This is a genomic window from uncultured Shewanella sp. (assembly GCF_947501225.1).
Lineage (GTDB): Bacteria > Pseudomonadota > Gammaproteobacteria > Enterobacterales > Shewanellaceae > Shewanella.
The window spans coordinates 841,368-864,454 of record NZ_CANMUW010000001.1; the positions used below are offsets into that span (position 1 = coordinate 841,368).

The following is a 23,087-nucleotide window of genomic DNA, read 5'->3' on the forward strand; positions in this document are numbered from 1 at the left end:
GAAGGCCGCCTCTGCGGCCTTTCTCATGTTTATTCGGATATATCAGATGCACGCTATTCAAAAAGAGATTAAACACCTGACCTCAGTGCTAAATGAGCACAACTATCGTTACTATGTGGATGATGCGCCCACTGTTCCTGATGCTGAATATGATCGTTTAATCAACAGATTAAAGCAGCTTGAAGCCGAGCATCCTGAACTTTGCCTGCCGGATTCACCGACTCAGAGAGTCGGTGGCGTCGCGTTAGCTAAGTTCGATCAGATCACTCACCTTAAGCCTATGTTGAGTCTTGATAATGTCTTCAGTGAGGATGAGTTCGGAGCCTTCTATAAGCGTATCAGCGACAAGACAAGTGAGACACCGACATTCTGTTGTGAGCCCAAGCTCGACGGCTTAGCGGTCAGTATCCTCTATCGAGATGGAGTCTATGAACGTGCGGCGACTAGGGGCGACGGTAGTGTAGGCGAAGATATTACAGAGAATGTTCGTACTATCCGCTCTATTCCGCTTAAGTTACGTGGTAGTGACTTTCCGCCTCTGCTTGAAGTCAGGGGCGAGGTTATTATGCCTAAGAAAGCTTTTGACTCTCTCAACGACAGGGCGCGTGCGAAGGGAGAGAAACTTTTCGTTAATCCCCGTAACGCGGCTGCAGGAAGCCTGCGCCAGTTGGACAGCAAGATAACCGCCGGACGTGCACTTGGATTCTATGCGTATGCGCTGGGCGTCGTCGAGCCCGAGAGCTGGCCTTTAGGTCAGGGACATTTTGAGCAGTTGATGCAACTCAAGTCCTGGGGCTTTCCGGTAAGCAGTGAGGTTAAACAGTGTGGTGATGTCAAAGCTGTACTCGATTACTATGCCGACATTCTCAACCGTCGAGATGCTCTGGATTATGAGATAGACGGTGTAGTCATTAAGGTTGATAGCATAGCGCATCAACTGCAACTGGGTTTCGTGGCGAAAGCGCCGAGATGGGCGACCGCATTTAAGTTTCCGGCCCAGGAGGAGATGACACTGCTCGAAGGGGTTGATTTTCAGGTTGGACGAACCGGAGCCGTGACCCCTGTAGCCAGACTTAAACCGGTATTTGTCGGTGGCGTGACGGTATCGAATGCAACGCTGCATAATGCCGATGAGATAGCCAGGCTCGGAGTAAAAATCGGTGACACAGTCATTGTTCGCCGCGCCGGTGATGTTATTCCACAGATCGTGGCTATCGTTGCCGAGAAGCGCCCGGATGGCGCAACAGAAATCTTGTTCCCTCAGACCTGTCCGGTTTGCGACAGCATGGTTGAACGCACAGAGGGTGAGGCGGTTGCCAGATGTACCGGTGGCCTGTTCTGTGAGGCGCAGCGTAAAGAAGCCATTAAACATTTTGCATCGCGCAAGGCGTTAAATATTGACGGTATGGGTGATAAGGTGGTTGAGCAGCTTATCGATAAGGAGCTGGTGGCAAGCCCTGCCGACCTGTTTAAGTTAACCGCCTCTGCGATGACCATGTTAGACAGAATGGGGATGAAATCCGCGACTAAATTGGTGGCGGCTATCGAAAATGCTAAACAGACCACATTTGCCCGATTCCTTTATGGACTGGGGATCCGTGAGGTGGGGGAGGCTACGGCGGCTAACCTGGCTAACTACTTCAAGAACCTGGACAAGCTAAAAGCTGCCGATGCGGATGAGTTTATCAAGGTCGATGATGTGGGGGCCATCGTGGCTCAGCATCTGACCTACTTCTTCGCCCAGCCTCATAACCTGGAGGTGGTGGATAACTTGCTGCTGGCTGGGGTGAACTGGCCGGATATCGAAGAGGTATCTGAGGATGCGCTCTCTCTGAAGGGGCAGACCTGGGTACTGACAGGAACGTTAACCAGGCTGAACCGTAATGATGCGAAAGCTAAGTTACAGGCCCTTGGTGCTAAAGTGGCCGGCAGCGTCTCTAAGAATACCGATTGCCTGGTGGCGGGAGAGGCAGCAGGCTCGAAACTGACAAAGGCTCAGGACCTGGGGATTAAGGTTATCGACGAAGATGCTCTTTTAGTCATATTGAACGGTGAGTAACTTGCTAAAGCGGTTTAACCGGCTGATTTCATGCCGGTTAATGCCACTATCAGCGTCCTGTGTTGAAGGCGAAACAGGGCGCCTTACCGGTTTATCCTGCTGGTTTTCGGCTGGCAAGGGGATAGTGGCTAACAGGCTTAGAATACCTGATTATCTCCACAACTTATGGCTTAGGTTTAACCGATTATAACATTAGCATTGAATTATCTTTTTATGGCTCCATATCTTTGTGTAGAAAGGTAATTTAAGGCAACTACGTGAACTTCAGCAATATCACCTGGCTCGACGACAAAGGGCATATCAAACCTCCCCTCTATCTCTATCTGATATTGGTCTATATTGCGCGGGGCTGGTGTATCTTCGCCGCATCTTTGACCCAGGCAAGCGATCGCGCCGCCTTGGTCGCACTATTTTACCCCCAAAAAAGTGACTTTCTCATGGCGCTGGTAGCAGGCTTCGGTGCCTTACTGGTGTATGGGGCCGTGATTGCCGAGCGTAAACGGTCGCCATTATGGGTGAGGCCGATATTTGCTCAGCTGAAGTGGGTGCTGCTGCTGTTACTGGCCATCGATGGTGCCCTGCTGCTCGAGCGAAGCATTAACTCATATTATCTCTATAGCTGGAGTATGGGGCTGGATGCATTACTGCTCTTCTGGAGCCTGATCTATCTGTTTAAATCTAAGAGGTTAAGTTATTACTTTGCCGACTGGCCTAAAGAGGGGCCGGATGAAAAAAACAGCACTTGATAAGCACCAAGCAGTTTCAGAAATGGTAGCTTAAAAAAATGGCGCTGCAGGGTGCAGCACCAAAGAATCATTTAATACAGACAATCCGCTTGTATCTGGATCCAGGATATCAATCAAAATTATTAAATTGATCATTTAACGATAAAGCTTAAATGAACCCTCTAATAACAAAGGACAATTGACAGCAACACTCTTTAAAGAACATAGACGGGGTTGATATGTTTCCTTAAACAGCAGGGCCATGATAGATGTTTTGGATATTGTATTCAATATGTAAGTGGCGGTATTTACCCTCTCTTTTCAATCTGATTGGAATAAGTTATATCTGTCTATTACCAAAGCACGTTTTCCTATTACCAATTCTTAACAATGAGGGCGCAATTTAGCGGCTTAATGGGCTAATGTTAAAGTATCTATGGGGCTTTTTCGGTGCTAAAACTGGTTTTTTACGGTAAATTTGATATTTTTTACTTAAGATTTTTTGTTAATGCTCTATAGTTATGTCATTAAGTTCAGTAGGTTTTCACCATTGGTTTTTCTTGTAACCTAATGCTGAAACCGGAGCAGGGAAGGAAATCTTGAACAATTCAGGATCTCTCGTACAGGTGTTACAAAGGAGTTGCATTGGTGGCTAAAGCCGAGCAGATACATTTACCCTTAGATAAGCTACAGATCGGGATCACAGTAAAATTACCCCTCTCCTGGAAGAATCATCCTTTCCTGTTTAACCGTGTCGAAATTAAAGAAGAAGCTCAGATAGAGCTTATCAAGAGTTTAGGTGTTCCCTATGTGATACTCCTCTCCGGTGAAGAGATCATCGAACAGGCAGAAGCCGAAAGGGTTGAAGAGGAGGTCGTTGAAGAGGCTAAGCCACAGGTTGATAAGAAGATGTTGGTTCGAAAGTCGTTGAGACTGAGTCAACAGAGGTTTATGAAGTGTGTCAACGAGAGCCGTTCATCATTCAGTAAGGTAGCCAGTGATCCCGAGGGGGCTTACCGAAATTCGGCTGCCTTGGTCGAAGATCTGCTCGAGCATATGTCTGAAGTTGAGACTCCGTTTCTCGCTCTGGTCAGTGCCGGCGAGAGCGATGCCAGTATCACTCAGCACGGTATCTCGGTAGCCGTCGTTGCACTCATGATTGCCAAGGCGATGGAGTTGCCTAAGTCTGATATGAGAGATATCGCATTAGGCTGCCTCTATCATGATATCGGTAAACTCAGGGTGCCGGATATCATTCGCCGCAAGAAGGGACCACTGACCGATCATGAAGCTAACTTCATGAAACAACACCCTAACTTCGGCTATGATATGCTCAACAAGACGGGGTTGTATCCTGAAATGGTACTGAATATCGTGTTGCATCATCATGAGTTTATCGATGGCACCGGATTCCCCGATGGCTTAAAGGGCAATAAGATCCCGATTGTGACTCAGATCGTCAGTCTGGCAAACGATTATGACAGGCAGCTTTGGACCGAGGAGTTACGCTCGCCGCAGGTCGCCTTAGGCTATCTGTTCAAAAACCGAGCCGGAAAACACGCCGAGGCACTGATTGCCGTTCTGGTTAAAATTTTGGGGATCTACCCGCCGGGTACAATCGTAGAGCTTTCCGACGAAACCGTAGGCAAGGTTATGATGACCACCAAAGAGGTTAAACAGCCTCAGGTTTGGGCCTGCAACGCCGATGGCAGCGATGCAGCGTTGCGTTTTCTGGCTCAGGAGGGGGTATTCGTCGAGAGAGTGCTGAAACTTGAAGAGTTATCAGAGGGGGCGATGAGGTCCCTGCAGGCCGATATGGGGATCAGCTTCTATTTCAGCGGAGTGCCGAAAGAGTAAAGCTCATCTTTTTGTCATAGTTATAGGGTGGATGTTATAAACATCTGGGAATGTGATACAACCTTTAGGAAAGAGTGAGCTTGAAGATTAAAACGGTCAGTATTGTAGGTTGTGGTTGGTTTGGGTTACCACTGGCAAAGGCACTAGTTGAACAGGGTTATGTTGTCAGTGGTAGTAAACGGAAGGCAGATGCGGCAGCGGCTTTAACTCTTGATGGAATTTCAGGCTTTAGTCTGGATTTCGATAAGCAACAATTTAACGGCGTTGTGATTGAAGAGGGAGAGCCGGGATTCGATGAGCCGACATTAACTGAGCTGCATCAACATCTTCATACGCAGGCTATCGTTATCAATATTCCTCCGGCAATGGTTAAATCTCCCGGTGCTTACCTGAAACGTCTGGGCTTTTTGAAGCGATTAATGGCCGGGCATGTCTACCAGAGAATCATCTTTGTCAGCACAACCGGTGTTTACCCCGCTTCAGAAAAGCCTGTGACAGAAGATGATGCGGCGATGCACTCCCCTTCGAGCGAGGTATTGCTTGAAGCCGAGAATCTGTTCAGAGAGCTTCCTGACAGCTGCATTATCCGCTTTGCCGGCTTAGTCGGGCCGGGGCGTCATCCCGGAAGATTCTTAGCGGGTAAGCAAAATTTATCCGGCAGGGCTGCACCGATTAACTTAGTGCATTTAGACGACTGTATCGGTGCCGTGTCTTGCATTTTATCGGCCAGGCCAGTGTCGCCCGTTTATAACATCTGTGCCAATCAACACCCGGGGCGCGAGGCTTTCTACTCAGTGGCGGCCGAGTCGATCGCGCTTAAAGCGCCAACCTTTAACGAAGAGGAGCAGGTGGGTAAGAGTATCGACGGCAGTAAGATCTCTGCCGATTTAGATTTTCAATATCGCTATGACGATCCTTTCGACATGCTTGGTGAATGCTGAGCAATTAATTTATTGATGTATAAATCCAGGAAGAGACGATGAACACAATCAAGTGGCCTTTAACTACATTACTGCTTTTTGCCGCACTCAGTATGATGATGTTTAACAGAGTCGAGGCTCAGACATTTGTCGAAGGGGACGACTACGTTCAGATTCGGGGGATCCCCGAGGTAAAGTCTCCGGTAGTCAGGGAGTTTTTCTCATATAATTGTGGTCACTGCTATCGTCAGGATCATCTGTTCGAACAAACTATTGAATTACTCGAAGGAAAGGTGGAGTTCAGCAGAACGCCCGTCGGCGCCGGACGCCCCAGTTGGATCTTGAGTCAGGAAGCCTACTACCTGGCGCAAAAGTTTAAGATAACGCCGCAGGTTCATGGCAATATCTTCAAGCGCATACACGAGAAACAGGGCGCGTTTACCAGACCCGAGCAGCTGAGAGACTACTTTGTACAGCAAGGGGTCAGTGCCGAGAAGGTGGAGAGCGCGATGAATTCGGCCGATGCCAGCCTCGCCATCTCTAATTATGATACTCAGGCTCAGCTCGCCGGGATCCGTGGCGTACCATCACTATTGGTTAACGGCAGGTACCTTATCAAGTCTAAGGAGCGAAGCGCACAAGAGCTGGCCGAACTTGTAACTTACTTGTCGACGCTGGAGGAGTAAGCGTCAGTTTATCGTTTCTGTTTGAGACAAAATCGTTTGCGTCAAAGCCCGCATTTTTGCGGGTTTTGCCGTTATAGTTATGTTTAAAAATTGCACGTTTCTGCGAATTTCACTAAAAACATTCTTCATTACTCTCTAATTTTCCTCCTACCTTAGTCTAAGGTCAACGCGTTTTAAAATTGCAAGTTGACGCCGACGTCAACTTGCAAGTTGTTGTAAAGTATCATTATTGATGTTTTCGTTATACTAAGTTGCCGCCAACGTTAGACTAAGGTCGCGATTGTTGTATCGCCCATGCTTGTTAGATTAACTATGACTTTAATATAAAAACCAGCACAGGGGAGTCGCTATGAGTTTTGAAAGTAACGAAAAGGCAGACGGGTACTGGCGCGAGAATTTGCGTCTAGTGCTCGGGTTATTAGCAATTTGGGCAGCAGTGTCATTTGGGTGCGGCATCTTATTGGTCGATGTCCTGAATGAGATCCATTTCATGGGATTCAAATTAGGATTCTGGTTTGCGCAGCAGGGTGCAATGTATGTGTTCGTCGCGCTGATTTTTGTCTATGTGGCCAAGGCCAATGCATTAGACAAGAAATATGATGTTCACGAAGACTAACATTCGACCTAAGAGAGGAGCCGTGAGATGGATGTACAAACTTTAACGTATTTAATCGTGGGCGTGACGTTTGCCCTATATATCGGAATCGCGATCTGGAGTAGAGCCGGATCGACGAAAGAATTTTATGTGGCAGGTGGAGGTGTCCCCCCTGTAATGAACGGAATGGCGACTGCGGCAGACTGGATGTCGGCGGCGTCATTTATTTCACTTGCGGGTATCGTCTCGTTTGTTGGTTATGATGGTTCTGTTTACCTGATGGGTTGGACAGGGGGTTATGTACTACTGGCGCTGTGTATGGCTCCATATCTTCGAAAGTTTGGTAAGTTTACCGTACCTGACTTTATCGGCGATCGTTACTACTCTCAGGCTGCGCGTACCGTAGCTGTGGTATGTGCCATCTTCATCTGTTTCACATACATCGCCGGTCAGATGCGTGGTGTAGGTGTTGTATTCTCAAGGTTCCTCGAGGTTGATGTCGATACCGGTGTTTATATCGGTATGGCCGTGGTCTTCTTCTATGCCGTACTGGGTGGCATGAAGGGCATTACCTATACTCAGGTTGCTCAATATTGCGTATTAATCTTCGCTTTCATGGTTCCTGCAATATTTATCTCTGTCATGATGACGGGGCACATCTTGCCACAGGTTGGTTTCGGTGCTGAGCTTATCGATGCCGCGGGTAACGGTACCGGCACGTATCTGCTGGATAAGCTCGATGGCTTGTCGACCGAACTTGGTTTTGCCCAATATACCGAAGGCTCCAAGAGCATGATCGACGTATTCTTCATCACTGGCGCCCTGATGTTCGGTACTGCCGGTCTGCCACACGTAATCGTACGCTTCTTCACTGTGCCTAAGGTTAAAGATGCACGTGTATCGGCGGGTTGGGCGTTGGTATTCATCGCTATCATGTATACAACTATTCCAGCATTAGCGGCATTCTCCCGTGTAAATATGATTGAGACCATTAACGGTCCTGACTCTACGGGTGTTGCCTATGAAACTGCACCGGAGTGGATTAAGAACTGGGAAAATACCGGTCTGATTAAGTGGGATGATAAGAATGCCGATGGCAAGATCTACTATGCCAAAGGTGCCGAGAGCGAAATGAAGATTGACCGCGATATCATGGTACTGGCAACGCCAGAGATCGCTCAACTACCGGCATGGGTTATCGCCTTGGTTGCTGCGGGTGGTTTGGCTGCTGCATTGTCTACCTCTGCGGGTCTGCTGTTGGTGATCTCGACCTCGGTTTCTCACGACCTGTTGAAGAAGAACTTTATGCCCGATATCTCGGATAAGAAGGAGCTGTTGTTTGCGCGAATTGCTGCTGCTCTGGGTATTATCATGGCGGGTTACTTCGGTATTAATCCACCGGGCTTCGTTGCGGCGGTTGTTGCAATTGCGTTTGGTCTGGCGGCATCGTCTCTGTTCCCTGCAATCATCATGGGTATCTTCTCTAAGACGATTAATAAAGAGGGCGCTATTGCAGGTATGGTAACGGGTCTGCTGTTCACCGCCTCATATATCGTCTACTTCAAATTCGTTAACCCTGAACTGAACAATGCCGACAACTGGCTCCTGGGGATCTCTCCTGAGGGTATGGGTATGCTGGGTATGGTGGTTAACTTCGTTGTCGCTTACGGTGTCAGTAAAGTTACGGCTGCAGTACCACAGAATGTCGTCGATATGGTTGAGTCGATCCGTTTCCCTAAGGGAGCGGGTGAGGCACACGATCACTAATGTCTGATTAAGAGTCTGATACCAAGTAAGATAAAAGAGCGCTCCGGCGCTCTTTTTTTGTGGGGGGGGAGCTCCAGACAAATGCAGAGGTCAACATGGCCGATATGATAACGGGTCTGCTGTTCACCGCCTCATATATCGTCTACTTCAAATTCGTTAACCCTGAACTGAACAATGCCGACAACTGGCTCCTGGGGATCTCTCCTGAGGGTATGGGTATGCTGGGTATGGTGGTTAACTTCGTTGTCGCTTACGGTGTCAGCAAGGTTACGGCAGCGGTACCACAGAATGTCGTCGATATGGTTGAGTCGATCCGTTTCCCTAAAGGAGCGGGTGAGGCACACGATCACTAACGTCTGATTAAGAGTTTGATACCAAGTAAGATAAAAAGAGCGCTCCGGCGCTCTTTTTTTTGTGGGGTTTAGCTCCAGACAATTAAGATGAGCTCAATATGCGCACTTTGAGTCGTAGCGGATATACTAAGAACAGGCAAACTTTATCCAGGATGGTTAATAGGTTATGACCGGTTCAGTAATCAAGCAGCTTCCTAATATGTTGACGACACTGCGTCTGATCCTTGCTGTGCCTATCTGTCTGATGATTCTGAAGGAGGATTATGGCGCGGTACTATGGATTGCTTTGGTTGCCGGGCTCAGTGACGGCATCGACGGTTTTTTAGCCCGAAAATTAAATGCGGTAAGCCGATATGGTGCGATTGTCGATCCTATCTCCGATAAGGTGTTGCTGATCAGTGTGTATGTCTCTTTTGCCATAGTGGAACTATTACCGTGGTGGGTGGCGATAATCGTCGTGATTAGAGATCTCTTGATTGTTTGTGGCGCACTTCTCTATCACTGGCAATTTGGCCGCTATGAGATAGCCCCGAGTGTCTGGGGAAAGTTGAGCACCTTCGTGCAGATCACCTTTGCCTTGATGCTGCTAACCGACAAGGTGTATCCCTTCTTATCAGAGGTAATCTATCAGGCGGGCATGTGGTCACTGATCGTGATGGCCTTTATCAGTGGTGGGCACTACCTCTATGTTTGGGGGCGTAAGGCACTGTCATAACCTTTATTTCAGTTAGTTAGCTCTTATTTCTTGCCCTACTGTAAGTGTTTCTCCCTCCTTTCATATATCGGTTCCGCTTCATCAGATAATGCTAACTGCTCCATAAGTCGAATATCTGTAGCTTTTTGAATTAGGTATAGTTTTGCTATCTGTATCTCTTTTTGCTTTTTCTGGTGACACGCTATGGATGCAAGTGAGCTTCAACCCATTACCGATTTTATTAAGGCTCAGGTTCCCTTCGATACTCTGGATGTCGCGACACTCGAGCGTTGCTGTCGAAGCCTGAGCGTCGGCTACTACAGTAAATCATCGGCGTTCGTTCCGCTCGATGAGAGCCACCCTCAGCTCTATATCGTTCGCAGCGGTGCTTTCGAGGTACGGGATAACGACGGTGAGTTGTTGGACAGATTAGGGGAGGGAGATTATTTCGGCTTTCCCTCTCTGTTGTCCGGGGAGAAGGTGAGTAACCGGGTGCGGATCCTCGAAGATGGGCTGGTGTACCATCTGGATCCCGATACCTTCGATTATCTTCGAGTAGAGAGCAGACAGTTCGATCGGTTCTTCAACCGCGCGTTCGCTAAACGGTTGCGTCATCAGGCACGGTTTAAGGCAAAAGAGTTAACGACCACCAACCGGGTTAGCTCTTTGATGTCGGGTGACCCCTTGGTTATCGATTTTACCGCAACGATTAGTGAAGCCGCCCGCAAGATGCGCCTGGCAAGGGTCTCATCGGTATTAGTGACAGATAATGACAAGCTTTGTGGGATCTTGACCGACAGGGATTTGCGAAACCGGGTGTTAGCCGAAGGGTTGGATGGAAGTTTACCCGTTCATCAGGCGATGACGACCCAACCTAAAACCCTGACCTCAAACTCCCTGGTGTTTGAGGCGATGCTGCTGATGAGTGAGCATGGTATTCACCATCTGCCTATCCTCGATGATGAGCGTGCCGTGGGAGTATTGACCAGTACCGATATCCTGCGTGGACAAAGTTCACAACCTCTGCTGTTGATCGGTGAGATTGAGCGTCAAAACGATCTTGAAAGTCTGATAACAGTCAGCAAGCAGATCCCACTGCTGTTACAGAACCTTATCAGTGCCGATGCCAGAGCGGAGGAGATTGGCCGGGTGCTGACCTCGGTAACCGATGCCCTTACCCGTCGCCTTATCGTTCTTAACCAACAGCTGCTCGGTGAGGCGCCCATGGCTTTTTGTTGGTTGGCGTTCGGTTCTCAGGGGCGACAGGATCAGGCGGCGTGTTCAGATCAGGATAATGGCTTACTGCTGGCCCATGAACCCGATGAGGCGGCGGCAGGCTATTTCGAGGCTTTGACCAAGGCGGTCTGTAACGGCCTGGACCGGTGTGGTTATATCTATTGTCCCGGCGATATCATGGCGCAAAACCCCAAGTGGCGTCTCACTTTGACCCAGTGGCAGCAACGCTTCGATAAGTGGGTGAATACCCCAGAGCCAAAGGCGCTTATGCATGCGAGTATCTTCTTCGATATGCGCTCCGTCTATGGCCCTAGTTCCCTGTTTGATAGCTTGCAGGATAGGGTGCTGGCACAGACTAAAGACAATGATATCTTTCTTGCCGGAATGACAGCCAACTCACTGCAGGAGTCTCCGCCTTTAGGTTTCTTTAAAAAGTTTGTGCTTGAGCGGGACGGGCGCGAGGTGAAGGGGATCGATCTGAAACATAAGGGTAATGCATTGATAAACGATATCGCCCGGGTTTATGCGTTGTCGGCCGGGATTAAAGAGGTAAACACCTCCAAACGGATCCGTGCTCTGATGGAGAGCAATATCATGAATCGTAAGGATGCCCTTAATCTGGCGGATGCCCATGAGTTTATCGCCCATATGCGCCTGTCGAATCAAGGTTACCAGTACACTCACTCTCAGGACCTCTCCAACTACCTCATACCTCAGAACCTCTCCTCTCTGGTTCGTCACCAGCTGCGTGATGCATTTAAAGTTGTTCACGATGCTCAGGCCGGGATTAAGCTTAAGTTTACGAGGAGCTTTTAGGTGATGGGCTTTGCTCTGCGGTCACAACTATGCTGGCGGGCATTTGTGAGCCGTTCCGATTTGAGTAAACAGTACTATCGTTCACTCATCCCCGCAGTCGGACAGCTGTTTTCAGAGTCGTCCCTGATGGCAGTCGATCTCGAAATGACGGGGTTAGATCCAGATAGGGATCAGATATTGAGCATCGGCTTAATTCCGATAGAGAATGGGATGTTGCAACTCAATCGCGCTGAACAACGTTTGATTCAGATAAACGGCAGTGTAGGGGATAGCGCAACTATTCATGGTATCGTAGATCATCAATTGCAAGATGGGGTATCGATAGACTCCGCTGTCGAATGGTTCTTGGCTCGTACCAGAGGAAAGCTGCTGGTTGCCCATCATTCCCCCCTGGACTTAGGTTTTCTGCAGACGGCAATTAAACGGGTTACCGGGGTGTCGGTTAAATTATTGGCGATCGATACTCTGGCCCTCGAGCGCAAGCGTTTACTCAGGCAACAGGATGTGCTTAAAGAGGGGACGCTTCGACTGGGAGCCTGCAGAAGTCGATATGATCTACCTGTTTACGCTGCTCATAGTGCACTCGTCGATGCCTTAGCATGTGGTGAACTCCTGCTGGCTCAGGTTGCTGCTCTGGGTGAACAGCATCAGGTGAGCGTCGCGGAGCTGTGCCATCTCTCCTGAGGTCGTGATGGGTTAACCTAAGTTCTTGTCTGTTTGATTATTGTCGAGTAACTTTTGGTACCATTTGGTTAGTACCTTCTTGATATCATTTAACTTATATGGTTTGTAGATTATCTCATCCATGCCACTTTCATAGCATTTACCTATTTCGAGCGATGTGGTGCTGGCGGTCAGTGCGATGATAGGCCTTCGGTAGTGCGATTGTCGTAACTGTCTGGTCGCTTCAAAACCATCCATGACAGGCATTCGACAGTCCATGAGCACAATATCGACCGCTTTATCGGCTAAAAAGCTGACAGCTTGCTGGCCGTTATTGGCCATAAAGGGTTTGATCTTCAGTTTTCCCAGCATCAAAGAGATGAGTAACCGATTGACTTCACTGTCTTCGACTACCAGTACGCTAAGCCTGTCCAGTGGCAAATCCACCTCTTCATCAGAAGAGAGAACAGGGGGATCTTCTGAGGCTTTCAGCGGCAGGCTGACCGAGAATGTAGATCCCCTGTTCAGGCCGCTATCGAGTGAGATATCGCCCTTCATCTCGTCGACCAGTAGTTTGCAGATAGCGAGTCCTAAGCCGGTGCCCTCATGGGAGTTGTTGCTGTTATTGACCTGGATGAAGGGTTCGAAGATGTTAGCCTGTTTATCTTCGGGTATCCCGCAGCCGGAATCGGAAATGGTAAAGATGAACCGCTCCTCAGCCCAATCGATGTTGACCGATATCTTGCCTTTGTCAGTAAACTTGATTGCGTTTCCAATCAGGTTTACGAATAGTTGCTTTATCCTGTCCGGGTCGCCTATTAACTGGGCCGGCAGCTGGTTACTGTATGAAAACTCGAAAGTCAGCCCCAACTCTGTCGTCTTAGTGGTAAATATGTTTTGGATCATCAAACACAGTTGCTCGGGACTGAACTTAACGTCCATGATCTTCAGCATACCAGCATTGATCTTACTGATATCGAGAAGATCATTAATGATCACCTCCAGTAGTTCACCGGATTGGTGCATCGTCTTTAGCAGCTGTTGTTGCTGGGGCGTCATCTGAGTGTCCCGCATCAGATCGGCACTGCCAAGCAGACCACTGAGGGGGGTACGCAGCTCATGATTTATCATCGCTACAAAGTCTCTGGCTGTTCGCTCAGACTGTTCGGCTCTGCGCTTCTCCTCCAGTGTTCGATTCAGTAATGCCTGGCGCTCATAGGCCGAGCGGAGCATATCGCAAAACAGCAGTATCTGCTTCTCTATGGTCTCTTGCCAGGAAGCCGGCGTATTTAAGAGCAGCCCTAATCTCCCCAGTTGTTGTGTACCACCCTGAATGATCACGCTGAGCCGGTAGCCATCATCGCTCCACTGGCATGGTTGCTCCTGAACCGCTTCATGTAACAAATCGATGGGAGGCCCGGCGTTAAACTGGCTATTTATGAGTGCTCCGTCGGCGATGGACAGGGTCAACTGACACGCTTGTATATACTCAATATCTGCGATGTGGTCGACAAGGCGTTGGAGCTGCTTACCTGAGGGGTGCTCTTTCAGAAACATCTGATTAAACTCGAGTAATATAGACTCTAAATGGCTTTTCAAGTGCAGCAGAGCAATATCCTGCTCTGAACGGCTCTTAATTGTGAGCAAATTGTCCTCTACAATTTTTTGGGCAAGAAAGAGCTCGCGACTCTTCTCCTCCAGCAGTCTCTCTGCCTCGACCTTGGTCTGATTCTCCCTCTGTACTTTTTTAGTGAGTAGCGTTATCTGTTTAAGTAAATCCACTCTCTCATCTTCTGACATACTCTACTACCTTCATTGATTAATCCCGATACTGATATTAAGGAGTGGATGAAAAACCGAATGATTAAACATAGGTGATAGTGAAACGCACTTCAGAGTTATCCTGCGATAACGGCGCCATATCTATAGCAACCTCCTGATTGAAGTAGTTGGCGCAACCTTTAATCAGTCCAAAGCAGACATGGGATAGACAGCGGGCGGAGTGATAATCCATAACCAGTTCCGAGGAGGTTTCAGAGATGAAGCTAAACCTGGGAGGCTTGGCCTGAGGGTAGAGTTTCTTTACTTCGGAGTGAATCGACACTTCGACGCTCTTGATAAAATCAAACGTATTCTCGTACTTTCCCTCGAGTGCCGGCATGCTGTCAAACAGGTGCCTGAAAACCGATTCACCGTATACCTGTTGCAGAGCGGGGCAGGAGATACCGGTTAATTTGCTTAGGCTGTTAATTAATTTTATCAGGTCTCGATGATCGTAAGTTCCAACACTAGTGTAGATACCGGGATCTGCGTTTTCATCCAGCATGCTCTGGCATGTCTCCAGACCAAATTTGTCTTCAACGAGTGAGATAAACTCAGAAAAAATAATGCCTTTCATAATCTTCCTTTTACGGAGCTGTAATGTAAAAGCTAGTGTATAGCGCTGGTTTTTTCAATATATCGGTCAGGTTATGAAATTGGGGCTGGGCGGGGCTAAATGAGCATAAGAAAAAAGCGGTTACATTTTTCTCATTCACACCTGCCCTAAGAAGACATACTGTCGCAATAAGGTCGATGAGAGAGGAGCAACTCGATGGCACTACCCTTAATCTGGCTCGGTGGGGCAACCTTAGGTGCGATGGTGTTAGCCGATAGGCGGGAAAAGCGCCATCGGTTGGAGCATCAACGCCGGTTGGGAACGGCGCCCTCTATCCCCGAGAGCAATCAACATGTTGCGTTGAAGCCGAGCCTGTGGCATCCGGGCCATAAAAAGGTAACGCCACAACCCGGAGCCATTATCTGCTGTTTCGTCTATGGCATGATTGAACACACAGGTATCTGGCTCGATGACCATATTCTGATCGAGCTTCACGGAAGCGGGTTGATTCGGGCGGTTTCGACAAACCGGTTTCTGGCGGGGCGGACCGGGACAAAGATCTATATTGCCTGCAGTCACGATCATCAACCCCTTGTCGATGCCGATATCCTGGAGCGCGCCGAGTCGGCGATCTTTCAATACCGGGAATATGATCTATTCGACAATAACTGTCATCGTTTTGTCTGGTCCTGTCTGACGGGGAGCGAGGTGCCCCTGCCAAGCTTTAATGATCTGAATCTTCGGTTGGCCACCCATTTCAGGCAGCAGATCTATTGGGATGAGGTGCGACTGTGAGAGCGAACTTCTTAAATTCCGCCACAACAACGCGCCTAAATAGGCTTCACCTCGAATTGATCGTTCGATTGACCTTATTTTGAGAACAGTGGGCATGAATTATGTTTACATAATCGATTTACCACGAAAAATTCAAATAAAATATCTCGCCATCTAGATGAAACTGATAACAATTGTTAATAAGTAAGACGAGAAGGTGATTGACAGCAGTTCACTAACAAACATCCATACAAAAATAATTGACCTCAGCCTCAAAAATTGAAAATTATTGACCCATAACGCAAATATCTTGGTATTGTTGATAGGTTTTATGACGCGCGTGACTGAATGCTTAGTCACTTTCAGCGGTAGCAACACGCCCTATCTGTTGCTTTTGTCATAAACAATATAAATATTAGCAACTGTATTATCGGGTTAGGTTTTCCGATAACAGCAGTTGAAAACATTAATATCGACACCAGGAAATAACTATGCAAATCGGAATACCAAGGGAGATCCTCGCGCAGGAGAGCCGGGTAGCCGCAACACCAGCCACTGTGGTACAGCTTAAGAAATTAGGCTTCAGTGTTGTGGTACAAAGCGGTGCCGGAGAGGCGGCTAACTTCAAAGATGAAGCGTATCAAGAAGCGGGTGCAGAGGTTGTTAGCCTCGAACAAGCGTTTCAGGCTGATCTCGTACTAAAGGTCAATGCACCTGGTATCAATGCAGACACTGGCGTTGACGAAGCCGATTTAATGAAAGCCGGCTCGACAGTTGCAAGTTTTGTATGGCCAGCGCAGAACCCTGAGCTACTCGAAAAGTTTAAGAGTAAAGGTATCAACCTGCTCGCCATGGATATGGTACCACGTATCTCTCGTGCCCAATCACTCGATGCGCGTAGCTCTTTAGCAAATGTTGATGGCTATCGTGCTGTCATCGAGGCGGCTAACCATTTTGGTCGCTTCTTTACCGGTCAAATCACTGCCGCTGGTAAAGTGCCGCCGGCAAAAGTATTGATTATCGGTGCGGGTGTTGCCGGTCTTTCAGCGCTGGGCGCTGCCGGTAGCTTAGGTGCGATTGTTCGAGCCTTCGATACCCGTCCTGAAGTGAAAGAGCAGATTAACTCAATGGGCGCCGAATTCCTGGAGCTGGACTTCGAAGAGGAAGCGGGTTCAGGTGACGGTTACGCCAAAGTGATGAGTAAAGAGTTTATCGATGCTGAGATGGCGCTGTTTCGTGAGCAAGCCAAAGATGTCGATATCATTATCACCACCGCGCTCATTCCGGGTAAGCCTGCACCTAAGCTCGTGCTCGAGGATATGGTTCACTTAATGAAGCCGGGTAGTGTTATTGTCGATCTGGCTGCGGCCAATGGCGGTAACTGTGAACTGACGGTTCCCGGAGAAGTCACTGTTGTCAACGATGTGACCATTATCGGTTATACCGAACTTTCACGTCGCCTGCCGGCGCAAGCGAGTCAGCTCTATGGTACTAACTTAGTCAATCTACTTAAGTTAATGGTGCCTGAGAAAGATGGTAACTATGAGATCAACTTCGATGATGAGGTTATTCGTGGTGTAGCAGCAGTTAAAGATGGTGAGATCACCTTCCCGCCGCCTGCAATTCAGGTCAGTGCTCAACCTCAGGCTAAAGCCGAGGAAGCGCCGGTCGAAGTGGTTGAGAAGAAAAAAAATCCTTGGATCAAGCCTGCTATAGCCACTGTTGCTGCCGGCCTGTTTTGTTTAATTGCTAACTCTGCCCCTACCGACTTCCTGCAGCATTTCAGTGTATTTGTACTGTCATGTGTTGTTGGTTATTACGTGGTTTGGAATGTGAGTCATTCGCTGCATACGCCTCTTATGAGTGTGACCAATGCGATCAGTGGCATTATCGTCGTCGGTGCATTAGTGCAGATGAACAGCGATAGTACTGCGGTACTGGTGTTATCCGGTATTGCGATACTCATTGCAACGATTAACATTGCCGGTGGTTTCACCGTCACTCAGCGTATGCTGAAGATGTTCCGTAAAGACTAAGGGGATTGACGAACATGTCTATAGGATTATTAAGCGCAGCCTATCTGGTTGCTGGTGTCCTGTTTATCTTCAGTCTTGCAGGCTTAAGTAAACAGGAAACCGCTCAACGCGGTAACATATTCGGCATTATCGGTATGGTTATCGCGATAGCCGCGACGCTTGCCAGTACACAAATTGAAGGTAACAGCTGGATTGTTACCGGTGCAATGGCCATAGGTGCGGCTATCGGTGTACGTTTGGCATTGAAGGTCGAGATGACAGAGATGCCTGAGCTGGTTGCGATTCTGCACAGCTTCGTGGGCTTGGCGGCCGTTCTGGTTGGTTTCTCGAGCACATTGGATCACGGTTCCCTGATGGACGCAGTAACGGGTCAGATCGATCCAGTAGCTAAAACCATCCATGATGTTGAGGTGTTCCTCGGGATCTTTATCGGTGCGGTAACCTTTACCGGTTCGGTAGTGGCCTTTGCTAAGCTCCGTGGCTTGGTGAGCAGCGCCCCTAAAGCACTGCCTGGGGCACATTGGCTGAATCTGGCCATGATAGCTGCTTCAGTTATCCTGGGTGCTTACTATATGCAAACGGATGCTATCGGCGCCTTGGTTATCATGACCCTGATCGCTTTCGTTTTCGGTTACAACTTAGTATCGGCGATTGGCGGAGCCGATATGCCTGTAGTTGTCTCTATGTTGAACTCCTACTCAGGATGGGCAGCAGCGGCAGCAGGCTTCATGTTGGGTAATGATCTATTGATCATTACCGGTGCCTTGGTGGGTAGCTCCGGTGCCATCCTGTCTTACATCATGTGTCGCGCGATGAATCGTTCATTTATCTCGGTTATTCTGGGTGGCTTCGGTACCGAAGGTGGCACAGTGCTAACCAAAGTTGATGATCAGGGTGAACACCGTGAGACTCAGGCTGAAGATGTCGCGGATATGCTGAAAAATGCGCGTAACGTTATCATAGCCCCGGGTTATGGCATGGCGGTCGCGCAGGCCCAGTATCCGGTGGCTGAGATCACTCAGAAACTGCGTGATCGCGGCGTGAATGTCCGTTTTGCGATTCACCCGGTGGCGGGACGCTTGCCTGGCCACATGAACGTACTGTTGGCTGAAGCCAAGCTGCCATACGATATCGTGATGGAGATGGATGAGATCAATGATGATTTCGCCGATACCGATGTTGTACTGGTTATCGGCGCTAATGACACGGTCAACCCAGCGGCGAAAGAGCCGGGTAGTCCGATTGCCGGGATGCCGGTTCTGGAGGTGTGGAACGCTGAAAACGTTGTCGTGTTCAAGCGCTCTATGGCCACAGGCTATGCCGGCGTTCAAAACCCGCTTTTCTTTAAAGACAACACCGAAATGCTGTTTGGTGATGCTAAAGACAGCGTGTCCAGGATTCTTGCCAGCATCTAATCTCTGCTGAAGAGTCAAGGTAAATGCCAGTCGAATGACTGGCATTTTTTTTGTCTTCAATATGGTTACTAAACTTATTCAAATATGTTTTAAGTGAATAAAACTAAAGTTTGAATGTTTTGTATTTAAAAGCCACAGGTGTTGGTGTTTAATCAAAATCCGGATTGAATAAATTTGTCCAATGCTGATTAAGTGCTTAATGAGAATGGGAAGCCGCTCTATGGCCTCAGATGATGGTATCAGTAGGACATCAATGTCATTATTATCGAGGGGTTACCATGGAAAATAAGCATATCTTAAAAAACGACCAGAACAATCACTTAATTGATCAGATCGGTGAGTTTGTACAATGTGCACTGAATAAAAGTGAAGCGCCGGTGTTGGTATCTCACTTTAATGAAGCACTATGCAGCGACGAGGTGACCACCATCTATGTGCGCGGCTATAACTGACCCGTACATCTAACCTAGACTAAAACACCAGGCTCAAAAAAAACACCAGCGTTTATCGCTGGTGTTTTTTTTGCTTGCGAGCTACGAGCTACGAGCCACGAGCTACGAGATTAGCCGCAGAAGTGCTTCACCGCTCTGCTAACCAGTTCGATACCGGTTTTATCGCACGGAGGCAGCTCAGCATCACTTTCATTGACCGGTGTCACTCTATCGCCCCACTTGATGAGTGCCGCTGCAGAGGTAAGCCCGGCGCCGAAGGCACAAGAGAGAATCGTCTGGCCTGGCTGAATCTTACCTTGCTCCAAAGCATCACAGATAGCGATAGGGATCGTTGCCGCAGAGGTGTTGCCGTAATTCGCTATGTTAACAATCGCCTTCTCTTTCGGGATCTTCATACGGCTGATCAGGGTATCGATGATACGCTCGTTTGCCTGATGAGGAATAACCCAGTCGACATCGTCTTTAGAGGTGTCGCACTTCTCTAGCACCTGCTTACTTAACTTGCCCATGCCCGCGATAGCACGCTTAAAGATCTCCTGACCGTTAAACTCGATATAGAAATCCAGCGATGCTGAATTGAATCTGTCCATCGCCGTACCAAAGCCGGCCTTGAGGATGTCACGACCCGCAGGGTCATTATTTAGCTCATAGCCTAAAACGCCAACTTTCTCATCGGTTGCTTCCAGTACAACCGCTCCCGCTCCGTCACCGAAAAGTACGGCTGTTTCACGGCGCGACCAATCCAGGAAGAAGGAGAGGCGCTCTGCACCGATTACGAGAACCTTTTTACATTGGCCACTCTTGATCTGAGCGCTACCCAGACCGAGTCCATATAAAAATCCACTACAGGCAGCATTAATATCAAATGCGGCACAGGAGGCACCAACATTGGCTTGAACCGTCGAGGCGATATTAGGAATTAAGGTATCCGGGCTGGCCGTTGCCAGAATGATCATATCTAACTCGCTGCCATCGATACCGGCGGCGGCCAGAGCACGTTTGGCCGCTACTGATGCAAGCTCTGAGGTATCAACGTGACTGATATGACGTTGACTGATACCTGTGCGAGGTTTGATCCATTCATCTGATGTTTCAATAAAAGTGGAAAGGTCATGGTTAGTCAGGGTTGCTGGTGGAACACATTTTCCCCAACCTGTGATTGTGGCGTACTGCATCTGCTATTCTCTTAAATAAAAAGGCAGAACCTTGGCTCTGCCTTATCAAACGTAATTAATTAAGCTTAACAAGTCGTAAGCTAACCAACAGTGATCTAAGCCACCTGTTGGGCGACGAGTTCACGGATTGCCTGGGCTGCATGCAAAATGTGCGCTCTCAGTAACTCGACAGCCTTGTCGATCTCTTGATTCTTGCAAAGGCTGAGTAACTCTCTATGGTCTTGTTCAGCTTGTGGTATTCCGCCGGCAAGCAACAGCTGTAAGCGGATATAGCGATCGCAGTTGGTATTTAACCCATGAACGACCTCTAATGTATGAGGACGATCCGCAGGACTGTACAGGCAGGTGTGGAAGCGGGTATTGAGCTCACTCCAGCTGCTTACTGCATCTTCCTGTTTGAATGCAGACTCCAGTTCATCGAGTACTTTTTCAGCTTTGAGCAGATCTTCATCTTCAAGCTTAGGGATCGCCTTTGCCAACAGATCCGTTTCAATCAATGCGCGTAGTTCGAAAAGTTCAGTGACCTGTTCAACCGATAACTCGGTAGCGGTAGCTCCCTTGTGGGCTTCAAACTTAACTAAGCCTTCAGCTTCCAGTTGTAACAGGGCTTCTCTGACGGGGATCCGACTAACGTTAAGTTCATCGGCTAAAGCACTTTGACGAAGGGGTTCACCAGCAGCTATATCACCAGATAGAATTTTTTCCCTTAGGACCTCTACAACGACTTGCGTGCGCGTTTTATGGATAATTGGTGTAGATCGGCTCATATTTTCCGTTTCTATCTATTCGTTATTCTATTTAGTCCGCCTAAGATTACCGTTAAAGCAAGTATAAATAAAGGGAAACAGTGTTCCCTTTATCTATTTTGATGCCTGTGCAGTGAGATTGTCCCTCTTGCTGTTAAAAGCAGATCACCTTAGGGTTGTCACTCTTGAGCTCATCGGGTAGCAGGGCATCGGGCATATTCTGATAGCAGATAGGGCGTTCGAATCGTTTCATCGCATCGCTACCCACTGAGGTGGTTCGGCCATCGGTGCTGGCAGGGTATGGCCCCCCATGATTCATCGAGTGACACACCTCGACGCCTGTCGGCATCTGATTGAAGATAATACGACCGACCTTGTATGCGACGGTTTCTATTAGCTCGCCTTGCTCTGCCAACTCCTTCTCACTGCCATGAATGGTCGCCGTAAGTTGGCCCTCCAGTGCATTGGCAATGCGCAGCATCTGTTCCGGGTTATCACACTCAACCAGGATGGCGCATGGACCGAAGATCTCCTGCTGCAGCTCACTGTTAGCCAGATAATCATCGGCATATACCCGAACCGCTGTGGGGCGGGTATGGTGGGCAGCCTCGGCCGATTGGCCTTGGGCTATCAGGGTGACATCGCCGTTGTTGAGCAGAGAGTCGATCTGGGCTTGGTAGGTCGATGCTATACCCGGTGTCAGCATGGCCGCCGCAGGCAGAGAGGCCAGGTTTTCAGTCATGGTCGCGATATAGCGATTGAGTGCCTCTCCCTTTTGCGCCACAACCACGCCCGGGCTGGTGCAGAACTGACCGTGTCCCATCAACATAGATTGTACCTGTGTGGTGGCTAACTGCTCGGCTTGAGCTTGGAGAAGCTGAGGTAGCAGGAACTGTGGATTGGTAGAGCCCAGCTCGCCATAAAACGGGATAGGCTCGGCTCTGGCGGCGCACAAGTCAGCCAGAATACGGCCCACTTTCAGAGATCCGGTAAAGCCAACTGCCTTGATTGCATCATGGGTGACCAGCGTGGTCGATACCTGAGGCGAATTGCCCTGTACTAGATTGAATACGCCTTGGGGCATATCACAGCGAATAATGGCTTTTTCTATGGAGCGTGTTACGAGTTCGCTGGTCGCTGCATGGGCCGGGTGCCCCTTGACGATGACGGTGCAGCCTGCTGCAAGAGCCGATGCCGTATCACCACCGGCTGTTGAGAAGGCAAGGGGAAAGTTTGATGCGCCAAATACGGCGACAGGACCCAGAGGTAATACACCCAGACGGGTATCGGCTTTGGGGAGTGGGGCTCGCTCTGGGTTAGCTCGGTCGACGTAGCGCGGCTCCAGCGGCTCACGCAAACGAGTGGCGAACAGTTTTAGTTGGGTACAGGTTCTGCCGGTTTCACCCTGAAGGCGTGCCATAGGAAGACCTGTCTCAAAGTGAGCTGCCGCGGTGATGATATCCATGTCGGCCAGGATCTCGTCGGCGATGGCCTCGAGAAACTCGGCTCTCTGGGTCGCCGTCTTCGAGCGATATTGTGTGAAGGCGGTATTTGCAGCCGTTGCCGCCTGAGCAACTTCATCATCAGAGGCGTTGGCAAACTGCCAATTGAGCTTACTGTTCTTCACCGGGTCGAAGCTGTTAAAGGCATCGGCCTGACCGATCCAACTACCATTGATAAAGTGTTGTCCGCTAACTGTTGTCTTTATTGTATCTGTCATAATCGTTCCTGTAGGTCCTCG

At 48.9% G+C, this 23,087-nt stretch carries 19 protein-coding genes and 1 pseudogene; 15 read left to right on the plus strand and 5 right to left on the minus strand.

Annotated features, from left to right (window positions below; all coding sequences use genetic code 11):
* Window positions 1–46 precede the first annotated feature (46 nt).
* The 11 genes and pseudogenes from ligA (at window position 47) to Q1B47_RS03495 (ending at window position 12,392) form a co-directional block, all read left to right on the plus strand.
* Entirely contained in the window at window positions 47–2,059 is a 2,013-nt protein-coding gene (gene ligA / locus Q1B47_RS03445) for an NAD-dependent DNA ligase LigA (protein ID WP_299788652.1), read from the plus strand.
* Between the two features lie 257 nt (window positions 2,060–2,316).
* Window positions 2,317–2,805, plus strand: coding sequence for a DUF2919 domain-containing protein (locus Q1B47_RS03450; RefSeq protein WP_299788655.1), 489 nt, complete (start codon window positions 2,317–2,319; stop codon window positions 2,803–2,805).
* Window positions 2,806–3,432: 627 nt separating this feature from the next.
* Window positions 3,433–4,641: an HD-GYP domain-containing protein gene (locus Q1B47_RS03455; RefSeq protein ID WP_299788658.1), complete on the plus strand. Its 1,209-nt coding sequence runs from the start codon at window positions 3,433–3,435 to the stop codon at window positions 4,639–4,641.
* Window positions 4,642–4,721: 80 nt separating this feature from the next.
* Entirely contained in the window at window positions 4,722–5,582 is an 861-nt protein-coding gene (locus Q1B47_RS03460; RefSeq protein WP_299788660.1) for an SDR family NAD(P)-dependent oxidoreductase, read from the plus strand.
* 38 nt (window positions 5,583–5,620) lie between these two features.
* The gene (locus tag Q1B47_RS03465; protein ID WP_299788663.1) at window positions 5,621–6,247 is read left to right on the plus strand and encodes a thiol:disulfide interchange protein DsbA/DsbL; all 627 of its coding nucleotides are present in this window, start codon (window positions 5,621–5,623) and stop codon (window positions 6,245–6,247) included.
* Window positions 6,248–6,596: 349 nt separating this feature from the next.
* Window positions 6,597–6,863, plus strand: coding sequence for a DUF4212 domain-containing protein (locus tag Q1B47_RS03470; protein WP_299788666.1), 267 nt, complete (start codon window positions 6,597–6,599; stop codon window positions 6,861–6,863).
* 27 nt (window positions 6,864–6,890) lie between these two features.
* Window positions 6,891–8,609 (plus strand): sodium:solute symporter family protein, encoded by a 1,719-nt coding sequence (locus Q1B47_RS03475; RefSeq protein WP_299788669.1) that lies wholly within the window; start codon window positions 6,891–6,893, stop codon window positions 8,607–8,609.
* A gap of 95 nt (window positions 8,610–8,704) precedes the next feature.
* Window positions 8,705–8,962: pseudogene (locus Q1B47_RS03480) on the plus strand (cation acetate symporter); the annotation flags it as partial.
* Between the two features lie 166 nt (window positions 8,963–9,128).
* Window positions 9,129–9,677, plus strand: a complete 549-nt coding sequence (locus tag Q1B47_RS03485) for a CDP-alcohol phosphatidyltransferase family protein (protein ID WP_299788672.1) — start codon at window positions 9,129–9,131, stop codon at window positions 9,675–9,677.
* A gap of 183 nt (window positions 9,678–9,860) precedes the next feature.
* Window positions 9,861–11,708 (plus strand): DUF294 nucleotidyltransferase-like domain-containing protein, encoded by a 1,848-nt coding sequence (locus Q1B47_RS03490; protein ID WP_299788675.1) that lies wholly within the window; start codon window positions 9,861–9,863, stop codon window positions 11,706–11,708.
* A 3-nt stretch (window positions 11,709–11,711) separates the two neighbouring features.
* Window positions 11,712–12,392, plus strand: a complete 681-nt coding sequence (locus Q1B47_RS03495) for an exonuclease domain-containing protein (protein ID WP_299788678.1) — start codon at window positions 11,712–11,714, stop codon at window positions 12,390–12,392.
* Window positions 12,393–12,404: 12 nt separating this feature from the next.
* On the opposite strand, the gene Q1B47_RS03500 is transcribed toward Q1B47_RS03495, so the two are convergent.
* A complete protein-coding gene (locus Q1B47_RS03500) occupies window positions 12,405–14,171 on the minus strand; it encodes an ATP-binding protein (RefSeq protein WP_299788681.1) in 1,767 nt (588 codons plus the stop codon).
* 64 nt (window positions 14,172–14,235) lie between these two features.
* Entirely contained in the window at window positions 14,236–14,769 is a 534-nt protein-coding gene (locus tag Q1B47_RS03505; RefSeq protein ID WP_299788684.1) for a heme NO-binding domain-containing protein, read from the minus strand.
* 195 nt (window positions 14,770–14,964) lie between these two features.
* Here Q1B47_RS03505 and Q1B47_RS03510 point away from each other — a divergent pair, with 195 nt between their 5' ends.
* From Q1B47_RS03510 to Q1B47_RS03525, 4 genes are all read left to right on the plus strand, one after another.
* Window positions 14,965–15,543: a lecithin retinol acyltransferase family protein gene (locus tag Q1B47_RS03510; RefSeq protein ID WP_299788686.1), complete on the plus strand. Its 579-nt coding sequence runs from the start codon at window positions 14,965–14,967 to the stop codon at window positions 15,541–15,543.
* Between the two features lie 470 nt (window positions 15,544–16,013).
* On the plus strand, window positions 16,014–17,558 hold the full coding sequence (locus Q1B47_RS03515) for a Re/Si-specific NAD(P)(+) transhydrogenase subunit alpha (RefSeq protein WP_299788689.1): 1,545 nt from the start codon (window positions 16,014–16,016) through the stop codon (window positions 17,556–17,558).
* Between the two features lie 14 nt (window positions 17,559–17,572).
* Complete coding sequence (gene pntB / locus Q1B47_RS03520) at window positions 17,573–18,973, plus strand: Re/Si-specific NAD(P)(+) transhydrogenase subunit beta (protein ID WP_299788692.1); 1,401 nt, start codon at window positions 17,573–17,575, stop codon at window positions 18,971–18,973.
* 278 nt (window positions 18,974–19,251) lie between these two features.
* Window positions 19,252–19,425 carry a hypothetical protein gene (locus tag Q1B47_RS03525; RefSeq protein WP_299788695.1) on the plus strand — a complete coding sequence of 58 codons (174 nt, stop codon included), beginning with the start codon at window positions 19,252–19,254 and terminating at the stop codon, window positions 19,423–19,425.
* Window positions 19,426–19,535: 110 nt separating this feature from the next.
* Here the strand turns inward: Q1B47_RS03525 and Q1B47_RS03530 are convergent, their stop codons facing one another.
* The 3 genes from Q1B47_RS03530 to Q1B47_RS03540 all read right to left on the minus strand — a co-directional run bounded on the left by Q1B47_RS03530 (window position 19,536) and on the right by Q1B47_RS03540 (window position 23,066).
* On the minus strand, window positions 19,536–20,600 hold the full coding sequence (locus tag Q1B47_RS03530; RefSeq protein WP_299788698.1) for a ketoacyl-ACP synthase III: 1,065 nt from the start codon (window positions 20,598–20,600) through the stop codon (window positions 19,536–19,538).
* 95 nt (window positions 20,601–20,695) lie between these two features.
* Window positions 20,696–21,367, minus strand: a complete 672-nt coding sequence (locus Q1B47_RS03535; RefSeq protein ID WP_299788701.1) for a GntR family transcriptional regulator — start codon at window positions 21,365–21,367, stop codon at window positions 20,696–20,698.
* Window positions 21,368–21,500: 133 nt separating this feature from the next.
* Complete coding sequence (locus tag Q1B47_RS03540; RefSeq protein WP_299788704.1) at window positions 21,501–23,066, minus strand: aldehyde dehydrogenase (NADP(+)); 1,566 nt, start codon at window positions 23,064–23,066, stop codon at window positions 21,501–21,503.
* Between the last annotated feature and the right edge of the window lie 21 nt (window positions 23,067–23,087).

Bases quoted from the DNA above. Each gene is read 5' to 3' on its own strand.
- Q1B47_RS03530 (WP_299788698.1), bottom strand. From the start codon at position 20,600: ATGCAGTACGCCACAATCACAGGTTGGGGAAAATGTGTTCCACCAGCA.
- Q1B47_RS03515 (WP_299788689.1), top strand. From the start codon at position 16,014: ATGCAAATCGGAATACCAAGGGAGATCCTCGCGCAGGAGAGCCGGGTA.
- Q1B47_RS03500 (WP_299788681.1), bottom strand. From the start codon at position 14,171: ATGTCAGAAGATGAGAGAGTGGATTTACTTAAACAGATAACGCTACTC.
- Q1B47_RS03465 (WP_299788663.1), top strand. From the start codon at position 5,621: ATGAACACAATCAAGTGGCCTTTAACTACATTACTGCTTTTTGCCGCA.
- Q1B47_RS03505 (WP_299788684.1), bottom strand. From the start codon at position 14,769: ATGAAAGGCATTATTTTTTCTGAGTTTATCTCACTCGTTGAAGACAAA.
- Q1B47_RS03485 (WP_299788672.1), top strand. From the start codon at position 9,129: ATGACCGGTTCAGTAATCAAGCAGCTTCCTAATATGTTGACGACACTG.
- Q1B47_RS03540 (WP_299788704.1), bottom strand. From the start codon at position 23,066: ATGACAGATACAATAAAGACAACAGTTAGCGGACAACACTTTATCAAT.
- Q1B47_RS03535 (WP_299788701.1), bottom strand. From the start codon at position 21,367: ATGAGCCGATCTACACCAATTATCCATAAAACGCGCACGCAAGTCGTT.
- Q1B47_RS03475 (WP_299788669.1), top strand. From the start codon at position 6,891: ATGGATGTACAAACTTTAACGTATTTAATCGTGGGCGTGACGTTTGCC.
- Q1B47_RS03490 (WP_299788675.1), top strand. From the start codon at position 9,861: ATGGATGCAAGTGAGCTTCAACCCATTACCGATTTTATTAAGGCTCAG.
- Q1B47_RS03525 (WP_299788695.1), top strand. From the start codon at position 19,252: ATGGAAAATAAGCATATCTTAAAAAACGACCAGAACAATCACTTAATT.
- ligA (WP_299788652.1), top strand. From the start codon at position 47: ATGCACGCTATTCAAAAAGAGATTAAACACCTGACCTCAGTGCTAAAT.
- Q1B47_RS03470 (WP_299788666.1), top strand. From the start codon at position 6,597: ATGAGTTTTGAAAGTAACGAAAAGGCAGACGGGTACTGGCGCGAGAAT.
- pntB (WP_299788692.1), top strand. From the start codon at position 17,573: ATGTCTATAGGATTATTAAGCGCAGCCTATCTGGTTGCTGGTGTCCTG.
- Q1B47_RS03495 (WP_299788678.1), top strand. From the start codon at position 11,712: ATGGGCTTTGCTCTGCGGTCACAACTATGCTGGCGGGCATTTGTGAGC.
- Q1B47_RS03510 (WP_299788686.1), top strand. From the start codon at position 14,965: ATGGCACTACCCTTAATCTGGCTCGGTGGGGCAACCTTAGGTGCGATG.